The 21041-nt window shown below is 61.9% G+C and carries 22 protein-coding genes and 2 pseudogenes; 14 read left to right on the forward strand and 10 right to left on the reverse strand.

The genetic code is table 11. The features are described from left to right. Positions 1 to 15: 15 nt before the first annotated feature. The 9 genes from LPA34_RS25165 to LPA34_RS25205 all read right to left on the reverse strand — a co-directional run bounded on the left by LPA34_RS25165 (position 16) and on the right by LPA34_RS25205 (position 8690). Positions 16 to 1653: an AMP-binding protein gene (locus LPA34_RS25165; RefSeq protein WP_228983596.1), complete on the reverse strand. Its 1638-nt coding sequence runs from the start codon at positions 1651 to 1653 to the stop codon at positions 16 to 18. A 27-nt stretch (positions 1654 to 1680) separates the two neighbouring features. Further along, positions 1681 to 2085, reverse strand: a complete 405-nt coding sequence (locus LPA34_RS25170; protein WP_228983598.1) for a RidA family protein — start codon at positions 2083 to 2085, stop codon at positions 1681 to 1683. Next, entirely contained in the window at positions 2082 to 2501 is a 420-nt protein-coding gene (locus LPA34_RS25175; RefSeq protein WP_407672513.1) for an acyl-CoA thioesterase, read from the reverse strand. Before LPA34_RS25175 ends, LPA34_RS25170 begins: the two co-directional genes overlap by 4 nt. Positions 2502 to 2521: 20 nt before the next feature. Then, positions 2522 to 3709 (reverse strand): acyl-CoA dehydrogenase family protein, encoded by a 1188-nt coding sequence (locus tag LPA34_RS25180; protein WP_228983620.1) that lies wholly within the window; start codon positions 3707 to 3709, stop codon positions 2522 to 2524. A 25-nt stretch (positions 3710 to 3734) separates the two neighbouring features. Then, entirely contained in the window at positions 3735 to 4586 is an 852-nt protein-coding gene (locus LPA34_RS25185) for an enoyl-CoA hydratase family protein (protein ID WP_228983602.1), read from the reverse strand. A gap of 27 nt (positions 4587 to 4613) precedes the next feature. After that, positions 4614 to 5180, reverse strand: coding sequence for a MarR family winged helix-turn-helix transcriptional regulator (locus LPA34_RS25190; protein ID WP_228983604.1), 567 nt, complete (start codon positions 5178 to 5180; stop codon positions 4614 to 4616). Further along, positions 5177 to 5962: an SDR family NAD(P)-dependent oxidoreductase gene (locus LPA34_RS25195; RefSeq protein WP_228983605.1), complete on the reverse strand. Its 786-nt coding sequence runs from the start codon at positions 5960 to 5962 to the stop codon at positions 5177 to 5179. The genes LPA34_RS25190 and LPA34_RS25195 overlap by 4 nt, the downstream gene beginning before the upstream one ends. After that, positions 5959 to 8331, reverse strand: a complete 2373-nt coding sequence (locus tag LPA34_RS25200) for a bifunctional salicylyl-CoA 5-hydroxylase/oxidoreductase (protein ID WP_228983606.1) — start codon at positions 8329 to 8331, stop codon at positions 5959 to 5961. Before LPA34_RS25200 ends, LPA34_RS25195 begins: the two co-directional genes overlap by 4 nt. Positions 8332 to 8471: 140 nt before the next feature. Continuing rightward, the gene (locus LPA34_RS25205) at positions 8472 to 8690 is read right to left on the reverse strand and encodes a hypothetical protein (RefSeq protein WP_228983607.1); all 219 of its coding nucleotides are present in this window, start codon (positions 8688 to 8690) and stop codon (positions 8472 to 8474) included. Between the two features lie 154 nt (positions 8691 to 8844). Here LPA34_RS25205 and LPA34_RS25210 point away from each other — a divergent pair, with 154 nt between their 5' ends. The 3 genes and pseudogenes from LPA34_RS25210 to LPA34_RS25220 all read left to right on the forward strand — a co-directional run. Then, entirely contained in the window at positions 8845 to 9105 is a 261-nt protein-coding gene (locus LPA34_RS25210; RefSeq protein WP_228983608.1) for a c-type cytochrome, read from the forward strand. A 31-nt stretch (positions 9106 to 9136) separates the two neighbouring features. After that, positions 9137 to 9364: a c-type cytochrome gene (locus LPA34_RS25215; RefSeq protein ID WP_267478886.1), complete on the forward strand. Its 228-nt coding sequence runs from the start codon at positions 9137 to 9139 to the stop codon at positions 9362 to 9364. Positions 9365 to 9427: 63 nt separating this feature from the next. Next, positions 9428 to 9511 (forward strand): annotated as a pseudogene (locus LPA34_RS25220) (LysR family transcriptional regulator); the annotation flags it as partial. 62 nt (positions 9512 to 9573) lie between these two features. Here the strand turns inward: LPA34_RS25220 and LPA34_RS27120 are convergent. Next, positions 9574 to 9681, reverse strand: a pseudogene (locus tag LPA34_RS27120) (IS66 family transposase); the annotation flags it as partial. A 442-nt stretch (positions 9682 to 10123) separates the two neighbouring features. Here LPA34_RS27120 and LPA34_RS25225 point away from each other — a divergent pair. The 11 genes from LPA34_RS25225 to LPA34_RS25275 all read left to right on the forward strand — a co-directional run. Then, the gene (locus LPA34_RS25225; RefSeq protein ID WP_228983609.1) at positions 10124 to 11098 is read left to right on the forward strand and encodes a Bug family tripartite tricarboxylate transporter substrate binding protein; all 975 of its coding nucleotides are present in this window, start codon (positions 10124 to 10126) and stop codon (positions 11096 to 11098) included. A gap of 136 nt (positions 11099 to 11234) precedes the next feature. Beyond that, a complete protein-coding gene (locus LPA34_RS25230; protein WP_228983610.1) occupies positions 11235 to 11390 on the forward strand; it encodes a hypothetical protein in 156 nt (51 codons plus the stop codon). Positions 11391 to 11797: 407 nt separating this feature from the next. Beyond that, the gene (locus LPA34_RS25235) at positions 11798 to 12811 is read left to right on the forward strand and encodes a porin (protein ID WP_228983611.1); all 1014 of its coding nucleotides are present in this window, start codon (positions 11798 to 11800) and stop codon (positions 12809 to 12811) included. A gap of 35 nt (positions 12812 to 12846) precedes the next feature. Beyond that, a complete protein-coding gene (locus LPA34_RS25240) occupies positions 12847 to 13833 on the forward strand; it encodes an aldo/keto reductase (RefSeq protein WP_228983612.1) in 987 nt (328 codons plus the stop codon). 153 nt (positions 13834 to 13986) lie between these two features. After that, entirely contained in the window at positions 13987 to 14403 is a 417-nt protein-coding gene (locus LPA34_RS25245; protein ID WP_228983622.1) for a tripartite tricarboxylate transporter TctB family protein, read from the forward strand. A gap of 3 nt (positions 14404 to 14406) precedes the next feature. Then, on the forward strand, positions 14407 to 16032 hold the full coding sequence (locus LPA34_RS25250) for a tripartite tricarboxylate transporter permease (protein WP_228983613.1): 1626 nt from the start codon (positions 14407 to 14409) through the stop codon (positions 16030 to 16032). Between the two features lie 43 nt (positions 16033 to 16075). Further along, a complete protein-coding gene (locus tag LPA34_RS25255) occupies positions 16076 to 17056 on the forward strand; it encodes a LysR substrate-binding domain-containing protein (protein WP_228983614.1) in 981 nt (326 codons plus the stop codon). A 480-nt stretch (positions 17057 to 17536) separates the two neighbouring features. Next, complete coding sequence (locus LPA34_RS25260) at positions 17537 to 18388, forward strand: amidohydrolase family protein (protein ID WP_228983615.1); 852 nt, start codon at positions 17537 to 17539, stop codon at positions 18386 to 18388. Between the two features lie 12 nt (positions 18389 to 18400). Then, on the forward strand, positions 18401 to 19294 hold the full coding sequence (locus tag LPA34_RS25265) for an ABC transporter substrate-binding protein (protein ID WP_228983617.1): 894 nt from the start codon (positions 18401 to 18403) through the stop codon (positions 19292 to 19294). A 4-nt stretch (positions 19295 to 19298) separates the two neighbouring features. Then, on the forward strand, positions 19299 to 20297 hold the full coding sequence (locus tag LPA34_RS25270) for a Bug family tripartite tricarboxylate transporter substrate binding protein (protein WP_228983618.1): 999 nt from the start codon (positions 19299 to 19301) through the stop codon (positions 20295 to 20297). Positions 20298 to 20398: 101 nt separating this feature from the next. Then, a partial coding sequence (locus LPA34_RS25275; protein WP_228983619.1) for an ABC transporter substrate-binding protein occupies positions 20399 to 21041 on the forward strand: 643 nt, incomplete at its 3' end.

Genomic DNA, 21041 nt, shown 5'->3' on the forward strand with positions numbered 1-21041 from the left:
TCGTGTCGGGATGAATTACATCGCGCGCAATGCGAACCGTTTGAGCTTGCCCGTTTCAGTGCGCGGCAAGGCGTCGATGAACGTGATCACGCGCGGGTATTTGTATGGCGCAATCGTATTTTTCACGAAATCCTGCAGTTGCGCGACCAGTTTGTCGCTGGGCGCATAGTTCGGGCGCAGCACGACAAATGCCTTCACGATCTGGCCGCGAGTTTCGTCGGCTGCGCCCACGACGCCGCATTCGGCTACCGCTTCATGCTGCATCAGCGCGCTTTCGACCTCCGGACCGGAGATGTTGTAGCCCGCGGATACGATCATGTCGTCGGCGCGCGCCTGGTAAAAAATGTAGCCGTCATCGTCCTGATACACCGAATCGCCGGGCAGATTCCAGCCGTCGCGCACGAATTTCAGCTGACGCTCGTCCGCAAGATAGCGGCAGCCGGTCGGGCCGCGCACCGCGAGCTTGCCGATCGTGCCGCGCGGCACGGGCTGCATCGCGTCGTCGACAACCTGCACGACGTAGCCCGGCACCGCACGGCCGATCGCATTCGGGCGTGCATCGTCCTCCGAAGCGGAGACGAAAATATGGATTAGCTCCGTGCCGCCGATGCCATCGATCATCTCAATGCCGCTTGCACCGCGCCATAGCGCGCGCGTCGAATCGGGCAGCGCCTCGCCAGCGGACACGCTTTTGTGCAGGCTCGATGTATCGAAGCGCGGCAATAGCGGCGCCATCTGGCGATAGAACGTGGGCGCGGTGAACATGATCGTCGCGCGAAAGCGTTCGACGGTTTGCAGCAACGTTTCCGGCGTGAGCCGTTCGATCAGCACCGTCGATGCGCCCGCGCGCAGCGGAAAGCACAGCATGCCGCCAAGGCCGAACGTGAACGCGAGCGGCGGCGTGCCGCAAAACACGTCGACCGGCGAAGGCTTGAGTATGTGGCGCGGAAACAGATCGCACATCGCGAGCACGTCGCGATGAAAATGCATGCAACCTTTTGGCGCACCTGTCGTGCCGCTCGTGAACGCGATCAGGCACACGTCGTCGCCGGCCGTATCGCACGCGGTGAACGTTTCAGGTTTGCCGGCGGCGAGCGTTTCGAGCGAATCCGCCGAATCGTCGTGAAAGACCCGGGTTTGCGTGAGGTCCGGACAATGGTATTCGTCGTTGCTGTCGGCACAGCGCTTCAGTTCGTCGAAAAGACGCGTGTCGCACAAGGCGGCGCCGATCTTCGCCTTGTCGATGATCTGCTTGAGTTCCTTGGCGCGCAGCAGCGGCATGGTCGGCACCACGACGAGGCCAGCCTTGAGCGCGGCGAGAAACGCGACCGCCATCTGCAACGTATTCGGGCCGCGCAGCAGCAGACGATTGCCCGGCCGCAGGCCCATGTCTTCGACGAGCACGCGGGCGCTGCGATTCACGAGCGCAAGCAGTTCGCCGTAGGTGGTGGCTTGAGGGCGGCCGTCCACTTCCGACCAGATCGCGGGACGTTCCCGATATCCGGCCTCCACGCCGCGATCCAGCAGTTCGGTCGCACAGTTAAAGCGCGCGGGATACGCCACGTCCGGGTTGTCCAGCAGAAACACCGGCCATTGATCCTGCGGCGGCAGATTGTCCCGCGCAAAGGTATCGACGTGTGCTGACGGTTCCATCAGGGTCTCCCGGAACGAGTGAGATGTTTAGCGAACTTCGTGAGGAATCACGGCGGTCGCTTCGATTTCGACCTTTGCTTCGTCTTCGATGAGCGCAACCACCTGAACCGCGCTCATCGCGATGTCGTAATCGCCGATCAGTTCACGAAACGCGCCACCGATTTCCTTGAGCGAAGCGAGGTACTCGTGTTTGTCGGTGACGTACCACGTCAGACGCACCAGATGCTCCGGCTTGCCGTTTGCTTCGCGCAGCACCGCGACCACGTTGCGCAGCGCCTGGATCGCCTGCGCGGCGAATTCGGTGCTCTGGAATTTCGCGGATTCATCCCAGCCGATCTGTCCGGCGATGAAAACCTGCGTGCCGCTCGCGGCGACGCCATTTGCGTAACCGCGCGGCTTGACCCAACCGGCGGGCAGCAGAGATTTTTTCATGAGCGAAGCTCCTGCGTAGATGGGCAATGCGGGGCGAACGCGGCCAGGGCGGCGGCGATGTCGCCGGGAATATCGATTGACGCGCCCGATTCGAGCGACGTCGTGACCAGCACCTGGTGCGCGCGAAAACGCACCTCGTCGCCGCACCGGCCGACGATGTCGATCCGGATGGAACGCCGGCCTCTAGCTGCCAGCGAAAGCGACAGCGTGACGGTTTCGCCCATCCGGCTTGGACGCGAAAACTCGCAGTCCAGCTTGACAATGGGCAGACCTACGCGCCGCGTTTCGATCATGTGCGCGTAGTCGACGGCAAGGCGCTCGGTGAACCAGTCCTCGACCAGCGCGTTGGTCATCACCAGATACTGCGGAAAATAGACGATGCCAGCCGGGTCGCAATGCGCGAAGCGGATGCGCACAGGCAATTCGAACGTCGCGCTCATGGCGTCGGTTTCCTGCTTGCGCTTTCCAGAGCGTGCGCCTTGAGCACATCGCGCCCGACAATCAGTTGCTGCACTTCGGTCGCACCTTCGTAGATACGTAGCGCACGAATCTCGCGATACAGCATTTCGACGGCCGTGCCGCTTTGCACGCCCATACCGCCCCACAACTGGACGGCCGCATCGATCACCTGCTGCGCGCCTTCGCTGGCATGCCACTTCGCCATCGCGGCTTCGCGCGTGACGCTTTCACCCTGATCGCGCAGCCACGCGGCGCGATAGACAAGCAGGGCGCTGCTGTCGATGGTCAAGGCCATCTGCGCGAGCTTCGCCTGTGTCAGCTGGAAGTCGCCAAGCGTCTGGCCGAACATCTTGCGCGATGCCGCGCGTTCAAGACCCGCTTCCATCGCGTGACGCGCGAAGCCAAGCGCCGCCGCCGCAACCGACGTACGAAAGATATCGAGCGTGCGCATTGCGATCTTGAAGCCTTCGCCGGGTGTGCCGAGTATCTGGCCGCGCGGCACGCGCGCGCCTGTAAAGCGAAGACGTGCAAGAGGATGCGGCGCGATCACGTCGATGCGTTCGGCGATTTCCAGGCCCGGCGTATCCGCATCGACGACAAACGCACTGATGCCACGCGCGCCGGGCGCTTCGCCGGTTCGCGCGAAGACAACGTAGAAGTCAGCGATACCGCCGTTGGAAATCCACGTCTTTTCGCCGTCGAGCACATAGGCATCGCCGTCGATGCGCGCCGGGAGCGCCATTGCGGCAACGTCCGACCCGGCCTCGGGTTCGGAGAGCGCGAATGCGGCAATCGCTGTACCGCTGGCCACGTGAGGCAGATAGCGCTGCTTCTGCTCATGCGTACCCGCCAGCGAAATCGCGCCGGAGCCGAGACCCTGCATGGCAAGCGCGAAATCGGCGAGGCCGGAATGTTTAGCGAGCGTTTCGCGCAGCAGGCACACGGCACGCGTATCGATCGTGTCGCCATGACCGCCGTAAGCGACGCCGCCGACGCCGTATTTCAGCCAGCCCGCTTCGCCCAGCGCGCGGACGAGATGGCGACAGGTCGCGTCGACGTCATCGTACTTTTGGTCACGAAGATGCGTGCTGGCCCACGCCTCGATGCCCACTGAGAGCTCGCGGTGACGGTCTTCAAAGAACGGCCACGCGAGCGCGCCGTGCATGTCTGGTTTAGCGAAGGCGTTCAACTCAGTCTCCCTCGAACACGGGGCGCGACTTCGCCGCAAACGCGCGATACGCGCGGTCGAAATCGCGTGTGCTCATGCAGATCGCCTGCGCCTGCGCTTCGGATTCAATGGCTTCGTCGATGCTCATGCTCCATTCCTGATGCAGCATCTTCTTCGTGATGCCATGCGCGAACGTTGGACCGGCGACGAGTTCGGCCGCGAGTTTCGCGGCTTCGTCGAGGAGCGCAGCCGGCTCGCACAGGCGGTTGTAGAAGCCCCACGCGAAGCCTTCCTCGCCGCTGGCGGAGCGGCCCGTGAGCAGCAGTTCGGTTGCGCGCCCCTGACCGATGATGCGCGGCAGGATCGAACACGCACCCATATCGCAGCCCGCAAGACCGACGCGCGAAAACAGGAACGCGAGTTTGCTGCGCGCCGTGCCCAGCCTGAGATCGGATGCCATCGCGAGAATCGCGCCTGCGCCGGCGCACACGCCGTCGACAGCCGCGACGACCGGTTGCGGACAATGCCGGATTGCCTTGACGAGGTCGCCCGTCATGCGCGTGAACATCAGCAGTTCCGGCATGGGCAGGTCGATCAGCGGACCGATGATTTCGTGCACGTCGCCGCCCGAGCAGAAGTTTTCGCCCGCTCCGTGAATCACGACGGCCTTCACGTCCGTTGCATACACCAGTTGACGAAAGAGGTCGCGCAGTTCCGCGTACGATTCGAACGTCAGCGGATTCTTGCGCTCGGGACGGTTCAACGTGACCGTCGCGACGCCCGCGTTGACCGACCATCCGAAATGCCGTGCTTCGTAGTTCGCGAGCGTCACGCGATTACCCGCGAGTAGTGCATCGGCGTTGTGTTGTGTCATGAACGTCTCCCTTCAATCCTGTTCGTATCAGTTGCCGAGGGTGTCGAGGTTGTCGAGCAGATGCTTCTTGAGCTTGCCGAGCCGGCCATGTACCCGCGATTTTTCGTCGAGATCCAGGCCGCCGAACATTTCGACGACCCACTGTTCGTGCGCGATCGCCATCCTGTCGAACGATTTGCGGCCACTAGCCGTGAGCTTCACGCTGATCGAACGGCGATCGTTCGGATCGACGCCGCGCACGACGAGGCCTTCTTTTTCGAGCTGATCCGTGATGCCCGTTACGTTGCCGCCCGTCACCATCATGCGGCGCGACAGCTCGGTCATCTTCAGTCCATCGGGATGACGTTCGAGTTGGGCCATCAGATCGAAACGCGGCAACGTCGTGTCGAATTCGACGCGCAGGCGCTTGCGCAATTCCGCCTGCACGAGATTGGTCGTGGTCAGCATGCGCAGCCACAGGCGTAGACCCATGTGGCTGTCCGCGCCTGTACTCATCTCGAGATCGACCACGTTATCGGCCGGTTTGGCGACGCCTTTACGCGTCGTCCTTGCTTCAGAGGTGGGGTTTTTCTTTATTTTCGCGGTGGGACTCATTCTATTTCTCCGCCTGAAACCGAGATCGACTGGCCGGTGATCGCGTCCGAGCCGGCGCCGCACAGCCAGAGCACGCTGTTCGCGACTTCCTCCGGCGCGACGAAGCGGCGTTGGGGGTTCTGACGCAGCAGCGCTTCGCGCGCCTGCTGCTCGCTGCGCGAAGTCGTCGCGGTGATCTGCTCCAGCGACGCGCGCAGCAGTTCTGTTTCGGTGTAGCCGGGACATACCGCGTTCACGGTGATGCCTTGAGTCGCCACCTCGCGCGCGAGCGAGCGGGTCAGTCCGATCACGCCGTGTTTCGCGGCGCAATAGGCCGCGACGTACGCGTAGCCCGTTTGCCCCGCCGTGCTCGCCACGTTGACGATGCGGCCCGCGTTGCGTTCGAGCATCGCAGGCAACACCGCGCGTGTGCACAGAAAAACGCCGGTGAGATTCACGTCGAGCATGCGTTGCCAGAGGGCCATGTCGGTTCGCGCGAACGGAGTTGCCTGCGCCTGACCCGCATTATTGATGAGCACCTCGACCGCGCCCAGGCGCGTGGTCGCTTCAGCAAATGCTGCCGTGACTGCGGCTTCCTGCGTGACGTCGACGCTAACGACGCTCACTTCGCCGGCACCGCTCAACGCTTCGCGTTGTGCTTCGAGCTTTGCGGTATCGCGGCCCATCAGCGTGACGCGTGCGCCCGCGCGCACGAGCGCCGCGGCGGTTGCCGCGCCAATGCCGCTGCCGCCGCCCGTGACGACGGCGTGCCGTCCTTCAACTCCCCGCCATGCGTGGCTCACGATGTGCCCTCCGCGCGCTGCGCGCGTTCCTGCGGCGAGAGCCGCGCGTTCTCCGCGGCCTGAGCGCGTTCGCGCTCAAGATTGCGTTCAAGCTGCGATTTCGCGGCGGTGTACTGCTTCGGCCATGCGATGTCGAAATAGCCGATCCGTGCAGCCTCGTTGAGCGTCCACGAAGGATTCGCCAGATGCGGACGGGCGACCGCACACAGATCGGCACGCCCCGCCGCGATGATGCTGTTGACGTGATCCGCTTCCGAAATCGCACCGACAGCGATCGTGGCGATGCCCGCTTCGTTGCGGATGCGATCGGCGAACGGCGTCTGAAACATGCGGCCGTATACGGGTTTTTCTTCCTTGCTGACCTGTCCCGACGACACGTCGATCATGTCCACGCCCGCCGCCTTGAACGCGCGGGCGATGGCGACGGCGTCATCCGGTGTCGTGCCGCCGTCTACCCAGTCGTGCGCGGAAATGCGGACCGAAACCGGTTTGTCGGCAGGCCAGACCTTGCGGATCGCGGCGAACACCTGCAACGGATAACGCAGACGGTCTTCGAGCGAACCGCCGTATTCGTCGGTTCGATGGTTGGTGAGCGGCGAAAGGAAGCTCGACAGGAAATAGCCATGCGCGCAATGCAGTTCGAGCCAGTCGAAGGAAGCTTCAGCGGCCATTTCCGTCGCGCGCACGAACTGCGCTTCGATCGTGCGCAGATCGTCGTGCGTCGCTTCACGCGACCACTGGCTCACACCGTGCAGATACTGTTGCGGCGACGCGGAAAGCAGCGGCCAGTTGTGATCGGGCAAAGGTTGATCGATGCCTTCCCATGCGACGCGCGTCGATGCCTTGGCGCCCGCGTGCCCCAGCTGCAAACCGATTTTTGCATCCGACTGTGCGTGCACGAAGTCGACAATCCGCCGCCAGGCATGGAGATGTTCAGATGCGTACATGCCGGGACATCCGGGCGTGATGCGCGCTTCCGCGGAGACACATGTCATCTCCGTCATGACGAGCGCGGCGCCGCCCATCGCGCGTGCGCCGAGATGCATCAGGTGATAGTCGCCCGCGATGCCATCGACCGCCGAATACTGTGCCATCGGCGAAACGACGACGCGATTTTCCAACGTCACGCCACGCAACGTGAAAGGCGTGAACATCGGCGGGACCGGACGGTTGCTTTCAGCGCGCGTCATGCCGGCTTCGCTTGCGAGCCAGTCTTCGAACTGCGAGACGTAACGTGCATCGCGCGCGCGAAGATTTTCGTGAGAGATACGCTGCGAGCGTGTGAGCAGCGAATAGGCGAACTGCTCCGGATCGAACGACGTATAGCGGTCGACGTTCTCGAACCATTCTGTCGAATTACGCGCGGCGTTCTGGATGCGCAGAACGTCGACGCTGCGGACTTCGGTGTAGTGCCTGAGCGCATCGCTGAGGCTCTCGGGATGGGCGCTGATGCTGGTGGCCAGTTCGATCGCGTCTTCCAGTGCGAGCTTCGTGCCGGAGCCGATTGAGAAGTGCGCGGTGTGCGCTGCATCGCCCATGAGGACGACCGGCGTTGTGCCGCCGTTGGCGCGCGGCTTCCAGTGCACCCATTCCCTGTTGATGACGCGCGGAAAGCGGATCCATTGCGACGAGCCGCGCAGATGGCTCGCGTTCGAAAGCAGCGGATTGCCGTCGAGGTATTGCGCAAAGAGGCGCTCGCAGAAGGCAATGCCTTCTTCCTTGCTCATTTCATCGAGACCCGCGGCGCGCCACACATGCTCAGGCGTTTCGACGATGAACGTCGACGTGTTGTCGTCGAAACGGTATGCGTGTGCCTGGAACCAGCCCCATTCGGTTTCTTCGAAGGCGAACGTGAACGCGTCGAAGAGTTTCTTCGTGCCGAGCCAGACGAAGCGGCAGTTGCGCATGTCGATGTCGGGCTGAAACGTGGAGACGTATTTCTGGCGGATCGCGCTGTTGGCGCCGTCGCACGCGATGATCAGGTCGGCTTCATAGACGTCGTCATCGGTGACCTGGGTTTCGAAGACGAGCTTGACGCCCAGTTCCTCGCAGCGCGCCTGCAGGATATTGAGCAGACGTTTGCGACCGATGCCGCAAAAGCCGTGGCCCGACGAGCGGACCTGTTTGCCGCGAAAGTTGATCTCGATGTCGTCCCAGTGATTGAACGCGTCGAGGATGCTGTCGGCGCTGGGCGCGTCAGCCGCGCGCAGGTTGCCGAGCGTCTGGTCGGAAAACACGACGCCCCAGCCGAAGGTGTCATACGGACGGTTGCGCTCGACAACGGTTACCTCGTGCTGCGGGTTCTGGCGCTTCATCAACAGCCCGAAATACAGGCCAGCCGGGCCTCCCCCAATACAGACGATACGCATGCCGTGCTCCAGACGTGGATTTCTGGATTTAATTTAGTCCTTGATAGTTTAGATGTCAAGTAAATGGGTGGAAGGATGATATGGCTGGCGAGGTGAGGTTGATGCTAGAAATTAAAGGCGTCACTGGAAAATAAAAAGTGTCAAACGCATCCGTCGCGATTTAGTACGCTCTTAAGCATCTGGTTGACCGCTGCGAACGAGTTGATGACGCTGTCGAAGACGAAATCGAGGGCACTGGCCATATCGTAATCCGTAAGTCGCAGGATGACGACTGAGCGCTTTTCGTCACCCGGCTGCGGAAACGCTTCATATGCGGGTGCCCACGCCGCGTCAACTTTGAGCGGCGTGGGCATATCCATGAAGCCTCTCCACAAAAAAGAGCCAGTTCGTCTCTACGAGAATCCACCAGTGATGCTGTATATTCATACAGGCATTCACGCAATCCGATGAAGGATCCAATGCCCACCCAGGAAACCATACGCCCTCGCTACGGCGGAGAGTAGCGCGCTTTTCATGCAGAAAGGCGGCTACGAATGTCACGGCATTTTCGGGCAGGGTAGCATCTCGACAGGACCCGCACTCGCGCCCAATCCCATACCGCTCCCGGCGATGGAAGCCTACGTGCACGATCCGAAAGGCCAGATGCCACCCTTTAGCGCGAAGATCCTTCCGGATGACGATATCTCGAAAATCCGCGCCTACCTCGCCTCGATCCCGCCGAATCCGTCGGCCGACAGCATTGCGTTGTTAAGCAACGGCAAGCGCCACGAATAATCATTCGCCCGCGCCGCAAACTCCGAATCCACTGGCGCACGGCGCGTCGATCTATACCGCGAATTGTGCTGCTTGCCACGGTCAGACCGGTGAAGGTGGCGTCGGCCCCGCATTGACCGGCGTATCGGGCCGCTATTCGGTCAGCGAAATCGAAGCGCGTATTCGAGATCCTCGCGGCATCATGCCCCGCCTGTATCCGAAACCGCTGAGCGCCGGGGATGTACAGGACGTCGCGCGCTGCGCGGCATCGTTGAAATGAGCGGTGCGCTGAATAAATAACGCCACATTCGAAGCCCCGAATCAATTTGTCGATCGTGAGCCGATGCTTCGGGCACTAAAGGCTTTCCTCGCCGTCGTTCGTCACGGCACGTTCGAGCGTGCCGGATCGCAGACCGGGTTGACGCAATCGGCGATATTGCGGTTTGATGAAAAACACCGTCCAGATCCCGACACTGTTGCTCTGGGCAACCTTTCGATCGCTACACCGCGCAATGCGTTCCGCAATCAGATTGTCAATCTCGCCTGACCAGCACTGCAGTAATAGACGAGCACAGGCCAGCGATTCAACGAGTACTTTCTCCCTTGAGGTAGTGAGGTCCCGCGCCGCGGCATGTGCAATTAACGAATGGCCACCGCTACGCGAAAGATTACGACGTCGCAACTGTCTGCTGACACGTCAGGATATCGCGAGTCAACGCACGTGCTGCAACGGCTGCGCGCTTGCCATCTGCCTGTATCCATTCGTTAGCCGGCTTTACCGTTTGGTTAACGGGGCGCGGCTTTTATTCAATAGACGTTATGTAGTCGCGATGAGACGATGCATGCATCGAAAGGCATTCGCTCCATGCTGGCAGTGGTCACAGGGCCCTGATAGAAGGCTCGATTCATAGGGTTAACTGCAGTTTTCGCAGTTATGGCCGGCGAGCTTTCCGCCTGCACCTGCTTGCCAGGTAGCGCCCCTTCGAGAACACCACTAAAGCGATGCGGCAGACCGATGCCGCACGAACAAGGAGACGACATGCATTGCGAGATGGCTCGCTATCTGCGGCTGTTGGTGGCCGCGCTGTGCCTGGCCCCATGCCTGAGTGCGAATGCCGACTCATATCCGGGGCGCACGGTGACGATTGTCGTCCCGTTCGGACCGGGCGGTGCCGGCGATCTGACCGCGCGCATCGTGGCGCAGAAAATGACCGAGCTGACAAAGGCGTCAGTGGTGATCCTGAACCGGCCCGGTGCGGGCTCCGCCAATTCCGCCACGCCGGTGGCGCACGGCAAGGCGGACGGCTATACGGCGTTCCTGCTTGGCAACGGCACGACTATCTCGACGCAACTCTTCAAGAATTTGCCGTACACGATGGACGATTTCAAGCAGGTATCGACCGTTTCGTTCTTCGAACTGGCGTTACTCGTCAATAGTGATTCGCCGTTCAAGTCGGTCGCGGATTTGCTCACGTACGCGAAGGCGCATCCAGGGAAGCTTAACATCGGCACGATCTCGACCGGAAGCACGCAAAATCTCGCCGCCGATCTGTTCAAGTCCATGGCAGGCATCGACGCGCAAGTCGTGCCGTACGATTCCTCAAGTCAAGTGGTCACTGCGCTGCGCGGCAACCAGGTGCAGGCGGCGTTCGAGATCGTGCCTTCCGTGATCGGCCAGATTAAAGCGAAAGCGCTGATTCCGCTTGCGGTCACCGGCGACACGCGCTTCTCCGGGCTACCCGATATTCCGACGCTCGCCGAGAGCGGACTTCAGGGCTATGAAGCTACGTCATGGAACGGCCTCAGCCTCCCGCGCGATACGCCCGATGCGGTCGTCGACGCGCTCGCAAAGGACATCGCTTTGGTCGTTGCATCGCCGGACGTGAAGAAGAAGCTGCTCGATCTCGGTGCCGAAGCGCACTCGAGCACGCCCGCCGAGATGACGGCTCGCGTGAGAGCCGACCAGTTGAAGTGGAATGCCGTCATCGACAAAGCGGGTATCCCGCGTCAATGATGCAACGATCGTATTCTTCCGACTGGAGTGGCGTGCATGCACACAGTAGCAGTCCTGAGGTTTTAGCAAGACGGCAAGGAGACCGTCAACGCGCCGCGTGCGGGCAGGTGGATACGGTCGATAAGGCGTGTGAACAGTGCCTCGCGAGGAAAACGGTAGCCGCTCCTGCGAACGGCTCAAATCAGGCGAGCTGTCGCTCGACGTCAAGACGATGCGTCCGCCGCCGCAGAAGCCCGAACCGACCTGCGTGGAAACGCTCGAAGATGCGCTGGAACTTCACGACGCCGGTTGAAGCCCCGCAACCGGAATGACGTGTTCAGCTGCGCGGGCCCATGCGCCACGCCGGGAAATAGCGGTCGCCACTGATGGATACATGATCGCGCTAAAAACGGCCGTAACGATGATCCGCAAGTGAGCTGAGCCCCAGGCGAAATTTTACGGCAGCACGAACCGCCGGACGAAGCGGTACGCAGCACAGCATCAATACATACGACGAAGATTCGATACCTATTTCGACAAAGCGCAAGGAGACAGCAATGCACCTCAACGACAGGTTCGCTCAACCCGGTCAGGAAACACGACCGCAGCCGGGCACCCAACCGGGCTGAAAACGGAAACGCAATGATTTCACGTGCCACGCCGCTGCGGGAGACGCACGGCACGATGGCAATTCATTTCCCGAACCTATCAGGAATAAAGATGATCAGGAAGATCACGCTTCTGCTGGCGATCGCACCGTTCGCCAGCGCAGTTCAAGCCCAGTCGATGGTGACGCTTGCTGGTGTGGTGGATGGCGGCATTCGCTACACGAATACGGGCGCCGGCAGCGCATATTCGATGAATTCGAACGGGCTGTTCACGTCGAACCGGCTCGACTTTATCGGCCGCGAAGATCTGGGCGGCGGCTATAACGCGCATTTCCGGCTCGAGAGCGGCTTTAATCTCGGCAATGGCGCGTTCGACAACACCAACGGCCTCATATTCAACCGGATGTCGTATGTCGGTCTGGGCGGCTGGTTCGGCTCGCTCGATTTCGGCCGCCAGTTCACGGTCGCGCACGATGTCATCTACGACTACGACCCGTTCCACTTCGAGTACCCCGGCATCATTCCGCTGACGCCAGCCACCGCGGGTACACGCTTTAACAATGACGTTAAATACACCCAGACATATGGACCGTTTCGCGTGCGGGCGGAGAATTCGTTCGGCGGCATGACAGACGACTTCAATGCGGGTGCCGCGCGCTCCGTCGGCCTGCAGTACAAGTGGGGCTGGCTGAACGTCGGCGGTGTCTATACCTATCGTACGGTGCTGGTAGGGACGACCTACGTGCCGGACAACTACTACGCGTTCGGCGCGGCGCTGACCTTCGGTCCTGTGGTCTTTGCCGGCGGCATGATGAACGATAACCGCGATTCGACGCCGTCATCCGCCGACGTGCGCACGCTGAACTACTGGGGTGGCTTCACGTACGAAATCAATCCGTTTATGCACGTCGGCGCCGGCTACTACATGACCGATCTGCCGAATCAGAGCGGCAAGCGCAGTCAAGGCCTCGTCAGCCTCGCTTACTCGCTCTCGAAGCGCACGACGCTGTATACCGAAGCGGACTACACGAAGTTCAGCGGAAGTTACATCACCAACAAGACCCTCAATGCGGCGGGTCAGCCGCACCAGATGGCGGTCTCGGTGGGTATCAATCACGCTTTCTGACGCATGCGGCGCCGATCACGAAGGAGTGTGAGCAGATGAAGTACGTCAATTTTGGCAATACTGGTTTGCGGGTCTCGCGGCTGTGTCTGGGCTGCATGACCTTCGGCGATCCGCAGTCCGGCACGCACGAGTGGACGCTCGACGAGGAAAAGACGCGCCCGATCTTCCACGCGGCGATCGAAGCGGGCATCAATTTCTTCGATACCGCGAACAGCTATTCGACCGGCACCAGTGAATCGATCCTCGGCAAGATGGTGCGCGAGTACGTAAAGCGCGACGAAGTGGTGATCGCCACCAAGGTGTATTGGCCGATGCGCAGCGACTCGAACGGACGCGGCCTGTCGCGCAAGGCGATCATGACCGAAGTCGATGCGAGCCTGCGACGCCTCGGCACCGACTACATCGACCTGTACCAGATACATCGCTGGGACAACGCGACGCCGGTCGAGGAGACCCTTGAAGCGCTGCACGATGTCGTGAAGGCCGGCAAGGTGCGCTATCTGGGCGCATCGTCGATGTTCGCGTGGCAATTCAGCAAGGCGCTGTATCTCGCGCGTCTGAACGGCTGGACGGGATTCGTGTCGATGCAGAATCACCTGAACCTGCTGTACCGCGAGGAAGAACGCGAGATGCTGGGCCTGTGCGAAGACCAGGGTATCGCAGTGATGCCGTGGAGCCCGCTCGCGCGCGGCAAACTCACGCGGCCCTGGCAGGACACGCCGGCGACGATCCGCGACCGCACCGATGCGTTCTCGAAGAAGATCTATTCGGCGAGCAGGGACGACGACCGCAAGGTCGTCGAAGCGCTCGGCGCTGTCGCCACCGCGCGCGGGCTGCCATATGCACAGATCGCACTCGCGTGGCTGTTGCACAAGCCCGGCGTGACGTCGCCGATCATCGGCGCATCGAAGCTGCAACATCTGCAAGACGCGGTCGCAGCGCTCGACATCGCGCTGTCGCCAGATGAAATCGCCGCACTGCAGGCACCGTACGTGCCGCACGCAGTCGCCGGCTTCGGCTGAAGCGGCACCGCTGCGGCGCAGGGTGCTATTTGTCCCGGCACCGTCGAGGTGTCTGTATCCCGCGGTATACCGAAAGGAGACACTGTGGCAAATACCGTTAGTCAACCCACGCGGCGCGGTGCGCACACCCGCGACTACTACGGCGGCGCACTGATGATGCTGATCGGCCTTGGCGCGATCGTGCCGGGCGCGGGCTACAGGATTGGTTCGCTCACCGCGATGGGTTCGGGATTCTTCCCGGTCGCACTGGGCGTCATCCTGGTCGTGCTCGGCGCGTGGATCGCGGCAACCGCGCGCCGTGCGCCGCCTGAAGCCGTGACCGAACCGCGGGCGCGGCCCGAATGGCGCGGCGGGCTGTGCATACCCGGCAGTATCGTTGCGTTCGTCGTGCTGGGCAAATACGGCGGCCTCCTGCCTGCGACCTTCGCGATCGTGTTCATCTCCGCGCTTGGCGACCGCGACAATTCCCTGTTAAGTGCATTTCTTCTCGCGGCCGCGATGTCGGTCGTTTGCGTAGTCGTGTTCTGGTGGGCATTGCAAGTGCAGTTTCCTTTGTTCACGTGGGGCTGACGCATGATCGGGCAATCTCTCGACGCATTGTGGCAAGGGTTCGGGGTAGCTTTCGAACTGCATAATTTCATCTGGTCGTTCGTCGGCGTGCTGATCGGCAACCTGATCGGTGTCCTGCCCGGCATGGGGCCGCTGTCGGCGATTTCCATCTTGTTGCCGCTGACCTATTCGATGCATGCCGTGCCCGCGATCCTGATGCTCGCCGGTATTTTCTACGGCTCGCAATACGGTGGTGCGATCGGCGCAATCCTGCTGAATCTGCCGTGTCATCCGCCGCATGCGGTGACCTGCGTGGACGGCTATCCGCTCACACGTCAGGGCAAGGGCGGCACCGCGCTCGGTATCACGATGGTGGCCTCGTTTGCGGCCGCGTCGTTCGGCATTCTCGTGATGGTGTTCGCGTCGCCGTTGCTGGTGAACATTGCGTTCAGGTTCGGGCCGGCGGAGTTGTTCTCGATCATGATGCTGGGTTTGCTCGCGGGCGGCACGATGTCGAGCGGCTCGCGCGTGAAAGGCATTGCGATGACCGTGGTCGGACTGCTGATCGGCGTGGTCGGCGCCGATGCGACGTCGGGCACCGTGCGCTTCACGTTCGGTTTCACCGAACTTGCGGACGGCGTGCAACTGGTCGCACTCGCGTTGGGGTTGTTCGGCGTCGCCGAGTTCCTGCGCAACGTGAACCGCATGCACGTGGTGGGTAGCGGCATGAAGCTGCGCCTGCGCGACATGCGCCCGAGCATGGCGGAGTTGCGTCAGGCGTTCTGGCCGATCGTGCGGGGCACGTCGGTGGGCACGATGTTCGGCGCGATGCCCGGCACCGGTCCGACCATCACGACGTTCATTGCATACGCGCTGGAAAAGAAAATCGCGAAGCGTCCCGAGCGCTTCGGTCATGGCGCGCTCGAAGGCGTTGCGGCTCCAGAAGCGGCGTCGCACGCGAAGACGCAGATCGATTTCATCCCGACCATGAGTCTTGGCATTCCAGGCGACCCGGTGATGGCGCTGCTGCTCGGCGCGCTGATGATTCATGGCATCCAGCCAGGTCCGCAACTGCTGGGCGATCACCCTGATATCTTCTGGGGCCTGATTGCGAGCTTCTGGATCGGCAACGTGCTGCTGGTATTGCTGAACGTGCCGCTGATCCAGGTGTGGGTGCGCGTCCTGCAGGTGCCATATCGTTTCCTCTATCCGGCTGCGCTATTCTTTATCTCTGTCGGCGTTTACAGTACGAACAACAGTCTGTTCGAAGTCGGCGAAGTGCTGGTATTCGGCCTGATGGGTGCAATCTTCGTTGCGGCGAGGTTTCCGGTTGCGCCGATCATGCTCGGCTATGTGCTCGGACCCATGGTCGAACAGAATTTCCGGCGTGCGTTGTTGCTGTCGCACGGAAGCCTCGATATTTTCATCGACCGGCCAATCAGTGCGGGCTTTCTTGCTGCGGCGTTGCTGCTGGTGATGTTGCAGGCCGCGTTCGCGCTGCGCGGGCGTTTCAATGGCAACGGCGGTGGCCGGCGCGATCCCGACCTGCTGCCGCATCCGCCGACGATGGAATCGTCGCAGTCCGGTGAACAGGCGGGGCATCCCGATCACGCGGTCGCGGGCTCGTCAGGAAGCCAACGCGAAACATAGTGCGTGAACGGAAAACGGTTGGCGCACGTAACCAGGAAACACGATGAGCCAACTGGACTGGTATCTGACCGTCAATCTAAAGGCGCGCCACTTGCGCCTGCTGGTCGCCGTCAACGACTTCCGCAATTTGCGGCAGGTTGCGTCGAATTCCTACATTACTGTTCCGGCGGTATCGAAGGCGCTGGGAGAAATCGAAGGTGCGCTGGGCGTGAAGCTGTTCGAGCGCACCGTCAACGGTCTGCGGCCCACCGCGTATGGCGAATGTGTGGTGCGTCATGCGCGGGCCGTGCTCAGCAATCTCAATCAGGCAGTCGAGGAGATCAAGGCGCTGCAGACGGGCAGCGCGGGCAAAGTGCACGTCGGCGCGCTGCCGACGCTGATCTCCACGTTGATGCCGAAAGCACTCGCGCTGCTCAAGCAGGATTCGCCGCACACCAACGTATCGATTCTCGAAGGCCGGATGAGCGGATTGCTGCAGGACTTGCGGCGTGGCGACCTCGACATGATCGTCGGGCGCTTGCCGAACCGGTCTGATACCGTCGGCTTGCATGAGCGGATTCTGCTCGACACGACGATCAAACTCGTCACCGGGCCGAATCATCCGCTGGCCCGCGAGAAGAAGGTGCAGTGGTCCGACCTTGCCGGATTTCCGTGGATCCTGCCGCCACCAGGTTCGCTGTTGCGCGAGCCGATCGAAAACACGCTCGCGCGGCACGGCTTGCCGATGCCCGCCAATTACATCGAGACGCTGTCAACGCATCTGATCCGCGCCTACATCCAGATCAGCGACGCCATCGCGCTGCATACCGTCGACATGCTGTACCCGTACGCGGACGTCAACCCGATGCACGTATTGCCGGTCGACCTGAGCCTCGCGACGCGTCCGCTTGGCGTCGTATGGCGAGCGGACAAACCGCTCGCACCGAGCGCCACGCTATTGCTGCACTGCCTGGAGAAAGTCTGCCCCGCAGCATCCAGGAAGGACGAAGCCGACTCTTCGCTGGCCGAAGATCAAGGCGAATAGGTGCTCAGCGCCACTTAACCAGAAGGTTAACGCTGACGCGGTTTTTTTCAATAGACGGAAATTGCTCACGGCACGATCATGACGACATTGACTGCACGACGCCGCGCTGCACACCGTGGCAGCAAGCGTGATGCAGTCGATCAATACATGAGCGAGCGCGGCAACGCGCCGAAGTCAGACATGATCAGGAGACAGCATGCGAATCCGGACTCCGCACCTGTTGCGCTGGACAGCGAACACATACCGCGCGATATCAGTAGCAGGGCAGACCCTGGTTCGTCGTCTTCCCGGGCATCTAATGATTTTCATCGACCTTTACAGCGTGCGTGACCTGAGCAACCCGCGACGCTAGCGTCTGACGCCGCGCGACGCGGCGCCTCCCTTATCCCTGTTGCACCGACTTGTGGTCAGCCCCGCGAGGGCCTGCCTGCGGGCATTCGCACGCGCAGTTGCTTTCAACGTTGATCAGGAAGCCTATTCATGCCAACCCGTATCGTCGATATACATCCACACGTGATTTCCACCGACGAGAAGACCTATCCGCGCGATCCGCTCGGCGGCAGGCAGTCGGTATGGTCGCAGGAACGCCCCACGTCATACGCGCAGCTGCTCGCCGCGATGGACGAAGCGGGTGTGGCGAAGGCGGCGATCGTGCATTCGTCGACCTGTTACGGTTTTGATAACGCGTACTGCATGGACGCGGTGGCGGCGCATCCGGATCGTTTCACCGGCGTCGGTTCGGTCGACATGCTCGCAGCGGACGCGGTCGACAGGATCCGTTACTGGGCCGCTCGCGGCATGACGGGGCCGCGGCTTTTCACCGCCGGCAGCACGATGCAGGGCCAGGGCGACTGGCTCGCCGACCCGCGTTCGTTCGCCGGCTGGGAATGCGCGGCCGGGCTGAACCTGCCGGTGTGCGTGCAGATGCGCATCGAGGGCATCCAGCAGCTAAACGTGCTGATCGAGCGCTTCCCGACCGTGCGCATCGTGATCGACCATCTGATGAACCCAAATCTCGAAGAAGGCCCGCCGTATGCCGGCGCCGAGCCGCTCCTCGGACTCGCGAAACACGACAATATCTATCTCAAGTTGAGCAGCGTGATCATCCGTCAGGCGCGTGCCGGCAAGGCGACGCCCGAGTCGTTCTTCTCGCGTGTCGTTGACCGGTTCGGCGCGCGGCGCATTGCATGGGGCTCGAATTTCCCCGCGTCGCCGGGCTCGCTGAAAGAAATCGTCAAGGACAACCTGCAGGCTCTCGAGTGGCTCCCCGAAGAAGACAAGGCGTGGATTTTCAATCGTACCGCGCTGCAACTGTATCCGGCTCTCGCATAAAGGAAACAAGCTATGAACGCCACCAGACGCATTCCGCTGCACATGTTGCTCGATACCTATCCGAGTACCGCGGCTCTGAAGGACGGCACCGTCAAATCGGATCTCGTCGAACTCGATTTTGCCGACGTGCCGCGCGCGAACAACGGTTTCAAGCGCGTGGTGCGCGACCTCGAATTCGATGTCGCGGAGCTTGCGATCATCACGTTCCTGATGGCGAAGGCGCGCGGCAAACCGCTCGTGCTGTTGCCGGCCGTGCTGATCGGCCGCTTCCAGCACCCGTACATCATCTACAACGCGGAGCGCGGGCCGCTGTCGCCGCACGATCTGAACGGCAAGCGCATCGGCTTGCGCTCGTATTCGGTGACCACCGCCACGTGGGTCCGCGGCATCCTGCAAAGTGATTTCGGGCTCGATCTGTCGAGCGTCCAGTGGACGACGTTCGAGGAGCCGCATGTCGCCGAGTTCGTCGATCCCTCGAACGTGAGGCGCGCCGCGCAAGGCAAGGACCTGATGCAGATGCTGCTCGACGGCGAGATCGATGCAGCGATCGTCGGCGGCGGCACGAAGGGCGACCCGCGCATCAAGACGCTGTTCGAGGATCCGGCGGCAGAGGCGCGCGCGTGGCACGAACGTAACCACGCGATCCAGATCAACCATATGCTGGTCGCGAAGGAGTCGGTGCTTGCCGCGCATCCGGAGGCCGTGCGCGAGGTATTCCGTCTGCTCGAGGAAAGCCGGCGCGTCGCGGCGGAGAAGGGCGGCAAGGCAGAACCGGCGTTCGGGCTCGAAGCGAACCGGCGCAACCTCGAAATCGCGATCGACTACTGCGTGCGGCAGAACCTGATTGCCCGCCGCCTGTCCGTCGACGAACTGTTCGACGACACCACGCGTGTGCTCGGAGCGTAACGCAGTGACGCAGTCGATGGGTTCCCATGCATGGCGCGCGGCACTGTTCGCCTGTGGCCTGCTCGCGATGACGGGCGCACGCCCGGCGCACGCGGACACCGATGCAGATAAGTATCCGTCGCACGCAATCAGTATCGTCGTGCCGTTCGCGGCCGGCGGTGCCGGCGATCTGACCACCCGCGTGTTCGCGCAAAAGCTCACGCAGCTCGTCAACGAGCCGGTGGTCATCCTCAATCGCCCCGGTGCGGGGCTGGTGAATTCGGCAACCATGGTCGCGCATGCGCGACCGGATGGTTATACGGTGTTTCTCGATGGCAACGGCGCGGCGATTTCATCGGTGCTGTTCCGCAAGCTGCCGTACAGCAAGAGTGATTTCAAACAGGTGTCGTCGGTCGCGTTCTTCAGTCTCGTGCTGCTGGTCGACGGCCATTCTCCGTACAAGACGGTTGGCGATCTGATCGCGGCGGCGAAGGCGCAACCGGGCCATCTGAACATCGGCGCGGTGTCGGTCGGCAGCACGCAGAACCTGGCTGCGAACCTATTCCGCACGCGTGCGGGCGTCGACATGCGGGTCATACCGTTTCAGACCAGCAGCGAGGTGATCACGGCGCTGCGCGGCGATCTGGTGCAGGCGGCGCTGGAACTGATCCCGTCGGCGCTCGGACAGGTTTCGTCAGGCGCGGTGCGTGCGCTGGCGGTCACTTCCGTGTCGCGCTTCGCTGGCTTGCCGCAGGTGCCTACTCTCGCGGAAAGCGGCCTCGGTGGCTTCGACGCAACCTCGTGGAGCGGCCTCAGCGTACCGGCGGCAACCGACGATGCGATCGTCAGGCGGCTCGCGTCGCAAAGCGCGCAGGCGCTTTCCGATCCTGATGTGAAACGCAAGATGCAGATGCTGGGCGGTGAAGCGCGGGCCAGCACGCCGGAAGAGATGAGCCAGATGTTCGACGCCGACAGGGCCAAATGGCAACAGGTGATCGAGCAGGCAAACATTCCGCGCCGCTAGATACGCGCAGGATCGCTGAGAGTATTTCGTTAACCGAAACAAAGTGTCCGGCACAGGCCCCGAGGTTCAGTTTGCCGGCGCCGATTAATGTAAAGGAGAAAATGTTGGTCAGAAAAATTCCGCTCAAAATTGCGATCGCCGAATATCCGCACACGTCGGCCATCCGTAACGGAACCATTCCCATCGAGGGCGTGGATGCCGAGTTCATCACCGTTCAGCCGCAGATCGGCGCGTTCCGCCGGATGGTGCGCGACGTTGAATTCGACGTCTGCGAACTGGCGCCGACCACGTACATCATCGCGCGTGCTTATGGCGCACCGTTCGTCGGTTTGCCGGTTTTCGTCATGCGCCGTTTTCACCATGGCGGCCTGCTGGTGCGCCCGGACGCCGGTATCAGGACGCCGAAGGACCTGGAAGGCAGGAAGGTCGGCGTGCGGGCCTACTCGGTTACGACCGGCGTGTGGAACCGTCAGGTGCTGATGGACGAATTCGGTCTGGATTCGTCCAAGGTGACGTGGGTGGTCGATGATGAAGAACACGTCACGCAACTCAAGCTGCCGTCGAACGTGATCCACGCGCCGGAGGGCACGTCGCTCGCCGACATGATGGCGCAAGGCGAACTGGCTGGTGGCCTGGCGGCGAACGCAGGCATCGGCCGCACCGGCGCGCCGACGGGCGGCTGGAAGGAAGTGGAAGCCGATTACCCCGATCTGCTGCCGAACGCGAGCGAACTCGAAGCCAGCT

The sequence above is a fragment of the Paraburkholderia gardini genome (assembly GCF_907164575.1).
Classification (GTDB): domain Bacteria; phylum Pseudomonadota; class Gammaproteobacteria; order Burkholderiales; family Burkholderiaceae; genus Paraburkholderia; species Paraburkholderia gardini.

Excerpts from the sequence above, each read along its gene's own strand:
- LPA34_RS25225 (WP_228983609.1), top strand. The coding sequence starts at position 10,124 with ATGCATTGCGAGATGGCTCGCTATCTGCGGCTGTTGGTGGCCGCGCTG.
- LPA34_RS25185 (WP_228983602.1), bottom strand. The coding sequence starts at position 4,586 with ATGACACAACACAACGCCGATGCACTACTCGCGGGTAATCGCGTGACG.
- LPA34_RS25165 (WP_228983596.1), bottom strand. The coding sequence starts at position 1,653 with ATGGAACCGTCAGCACACGTCGATACCTTTGCGCGGGACAATCTGCCG.
- LPA34_RS25240 (WP_228983612.1), top strand. The coding sequence starts at position 12,847 with ATGAAGTACGTCAATTTTGGCAATACTGGTTTGCGGGTCTCGCGGCTG.
- LPA34_RS25210 (WP_228983608.1), top strand. The coding sequence starts at position 8,845 with ATGCAGAAAGGCGGCTACGAATGTCACGGCATTTTCGGGCAGGGTAGC.
- LPA34_RS25190 (WP_228983604.1), bottom strand. The coding sequence starts at position 5,180 with ATGAGTCCCACCGCGAAAATAAAGAAAAACCCCACCTCTGAAGCAAGG.
- LPA34_RS25200 (WP_228983606.1), bottom strand. The coding sequence starts at position 8,331 with ATGCGTATCGTCTGTATTGGGGGAGGCCCGGCTGGCCTGTATTTCGGG.
- LPA34_RS25235 (WP_228983611.1), top strand. The coding sequence starts at position 11,798 with ATGATCAGGAAGATCACGCTTCTGCTGGCGATCGCACCGTTCGCCAGC.
- LPA34_RS25265 (WP_228983617.1), top strand. The coding sequence starts at position 18,401 with ATGAACGCCACCAGACGCATTCCGCTGCACATGTTGCTCGATACCTAT.
- LPA34_RS25180 (WP_228983620.1), bottom strand. The coding sequence starts at position 3,709 with ATGCACGGCGCGCTCGCGTGGCCGTTCTTTGAAGACCGTCACCGCGAG.
- LPA34_RS25255 (WP_228983614.1), top strand. The coding sequence starts at position 16,076 with ATGAGCCAACTGGACTGGTATCTGACCGTCAATCTAAAGGCGCGCCAC.
- LPA34_RS25205 (WP_228983607.1), bottom strand. The coding sequence starts at position 8,690 with ATGGATATGCCCACGCCGCTCAAAGTTGACGCGGCGTGGGCACCCGCA.
- LPA34_RS25250 (WP_228983613.1), top strand. The coding sequence starts at position 14,407 with ATGATCGGGCAATCTCTCGACGCATTGTGGCAAGGGTTCGGGGTAGCT.
- LPA34_RS25260 (WP_228983615.1), top strand. The coding sequence starts at position 17,537 with ATGCCAACCCGTATCGTCGATATACATCCACACGTGATTTCCACCGAC.
- LPA34_RS25170 (WP_228983598.1), bottom strand. The coding sequence starts at position 2,085 with ATGAAAAAATCTCTGCTGCCCGCCGGTTGGGTCAAGCCGCGCGGTTAC.
- LPA34_RS25245 (WP_228983622.1), top strand. The coding sequence starts at position 13,987 with ATGATGCTGATCGGCCTTGGCGCGATCGTGCCGGGCGCGGGCTACAGG.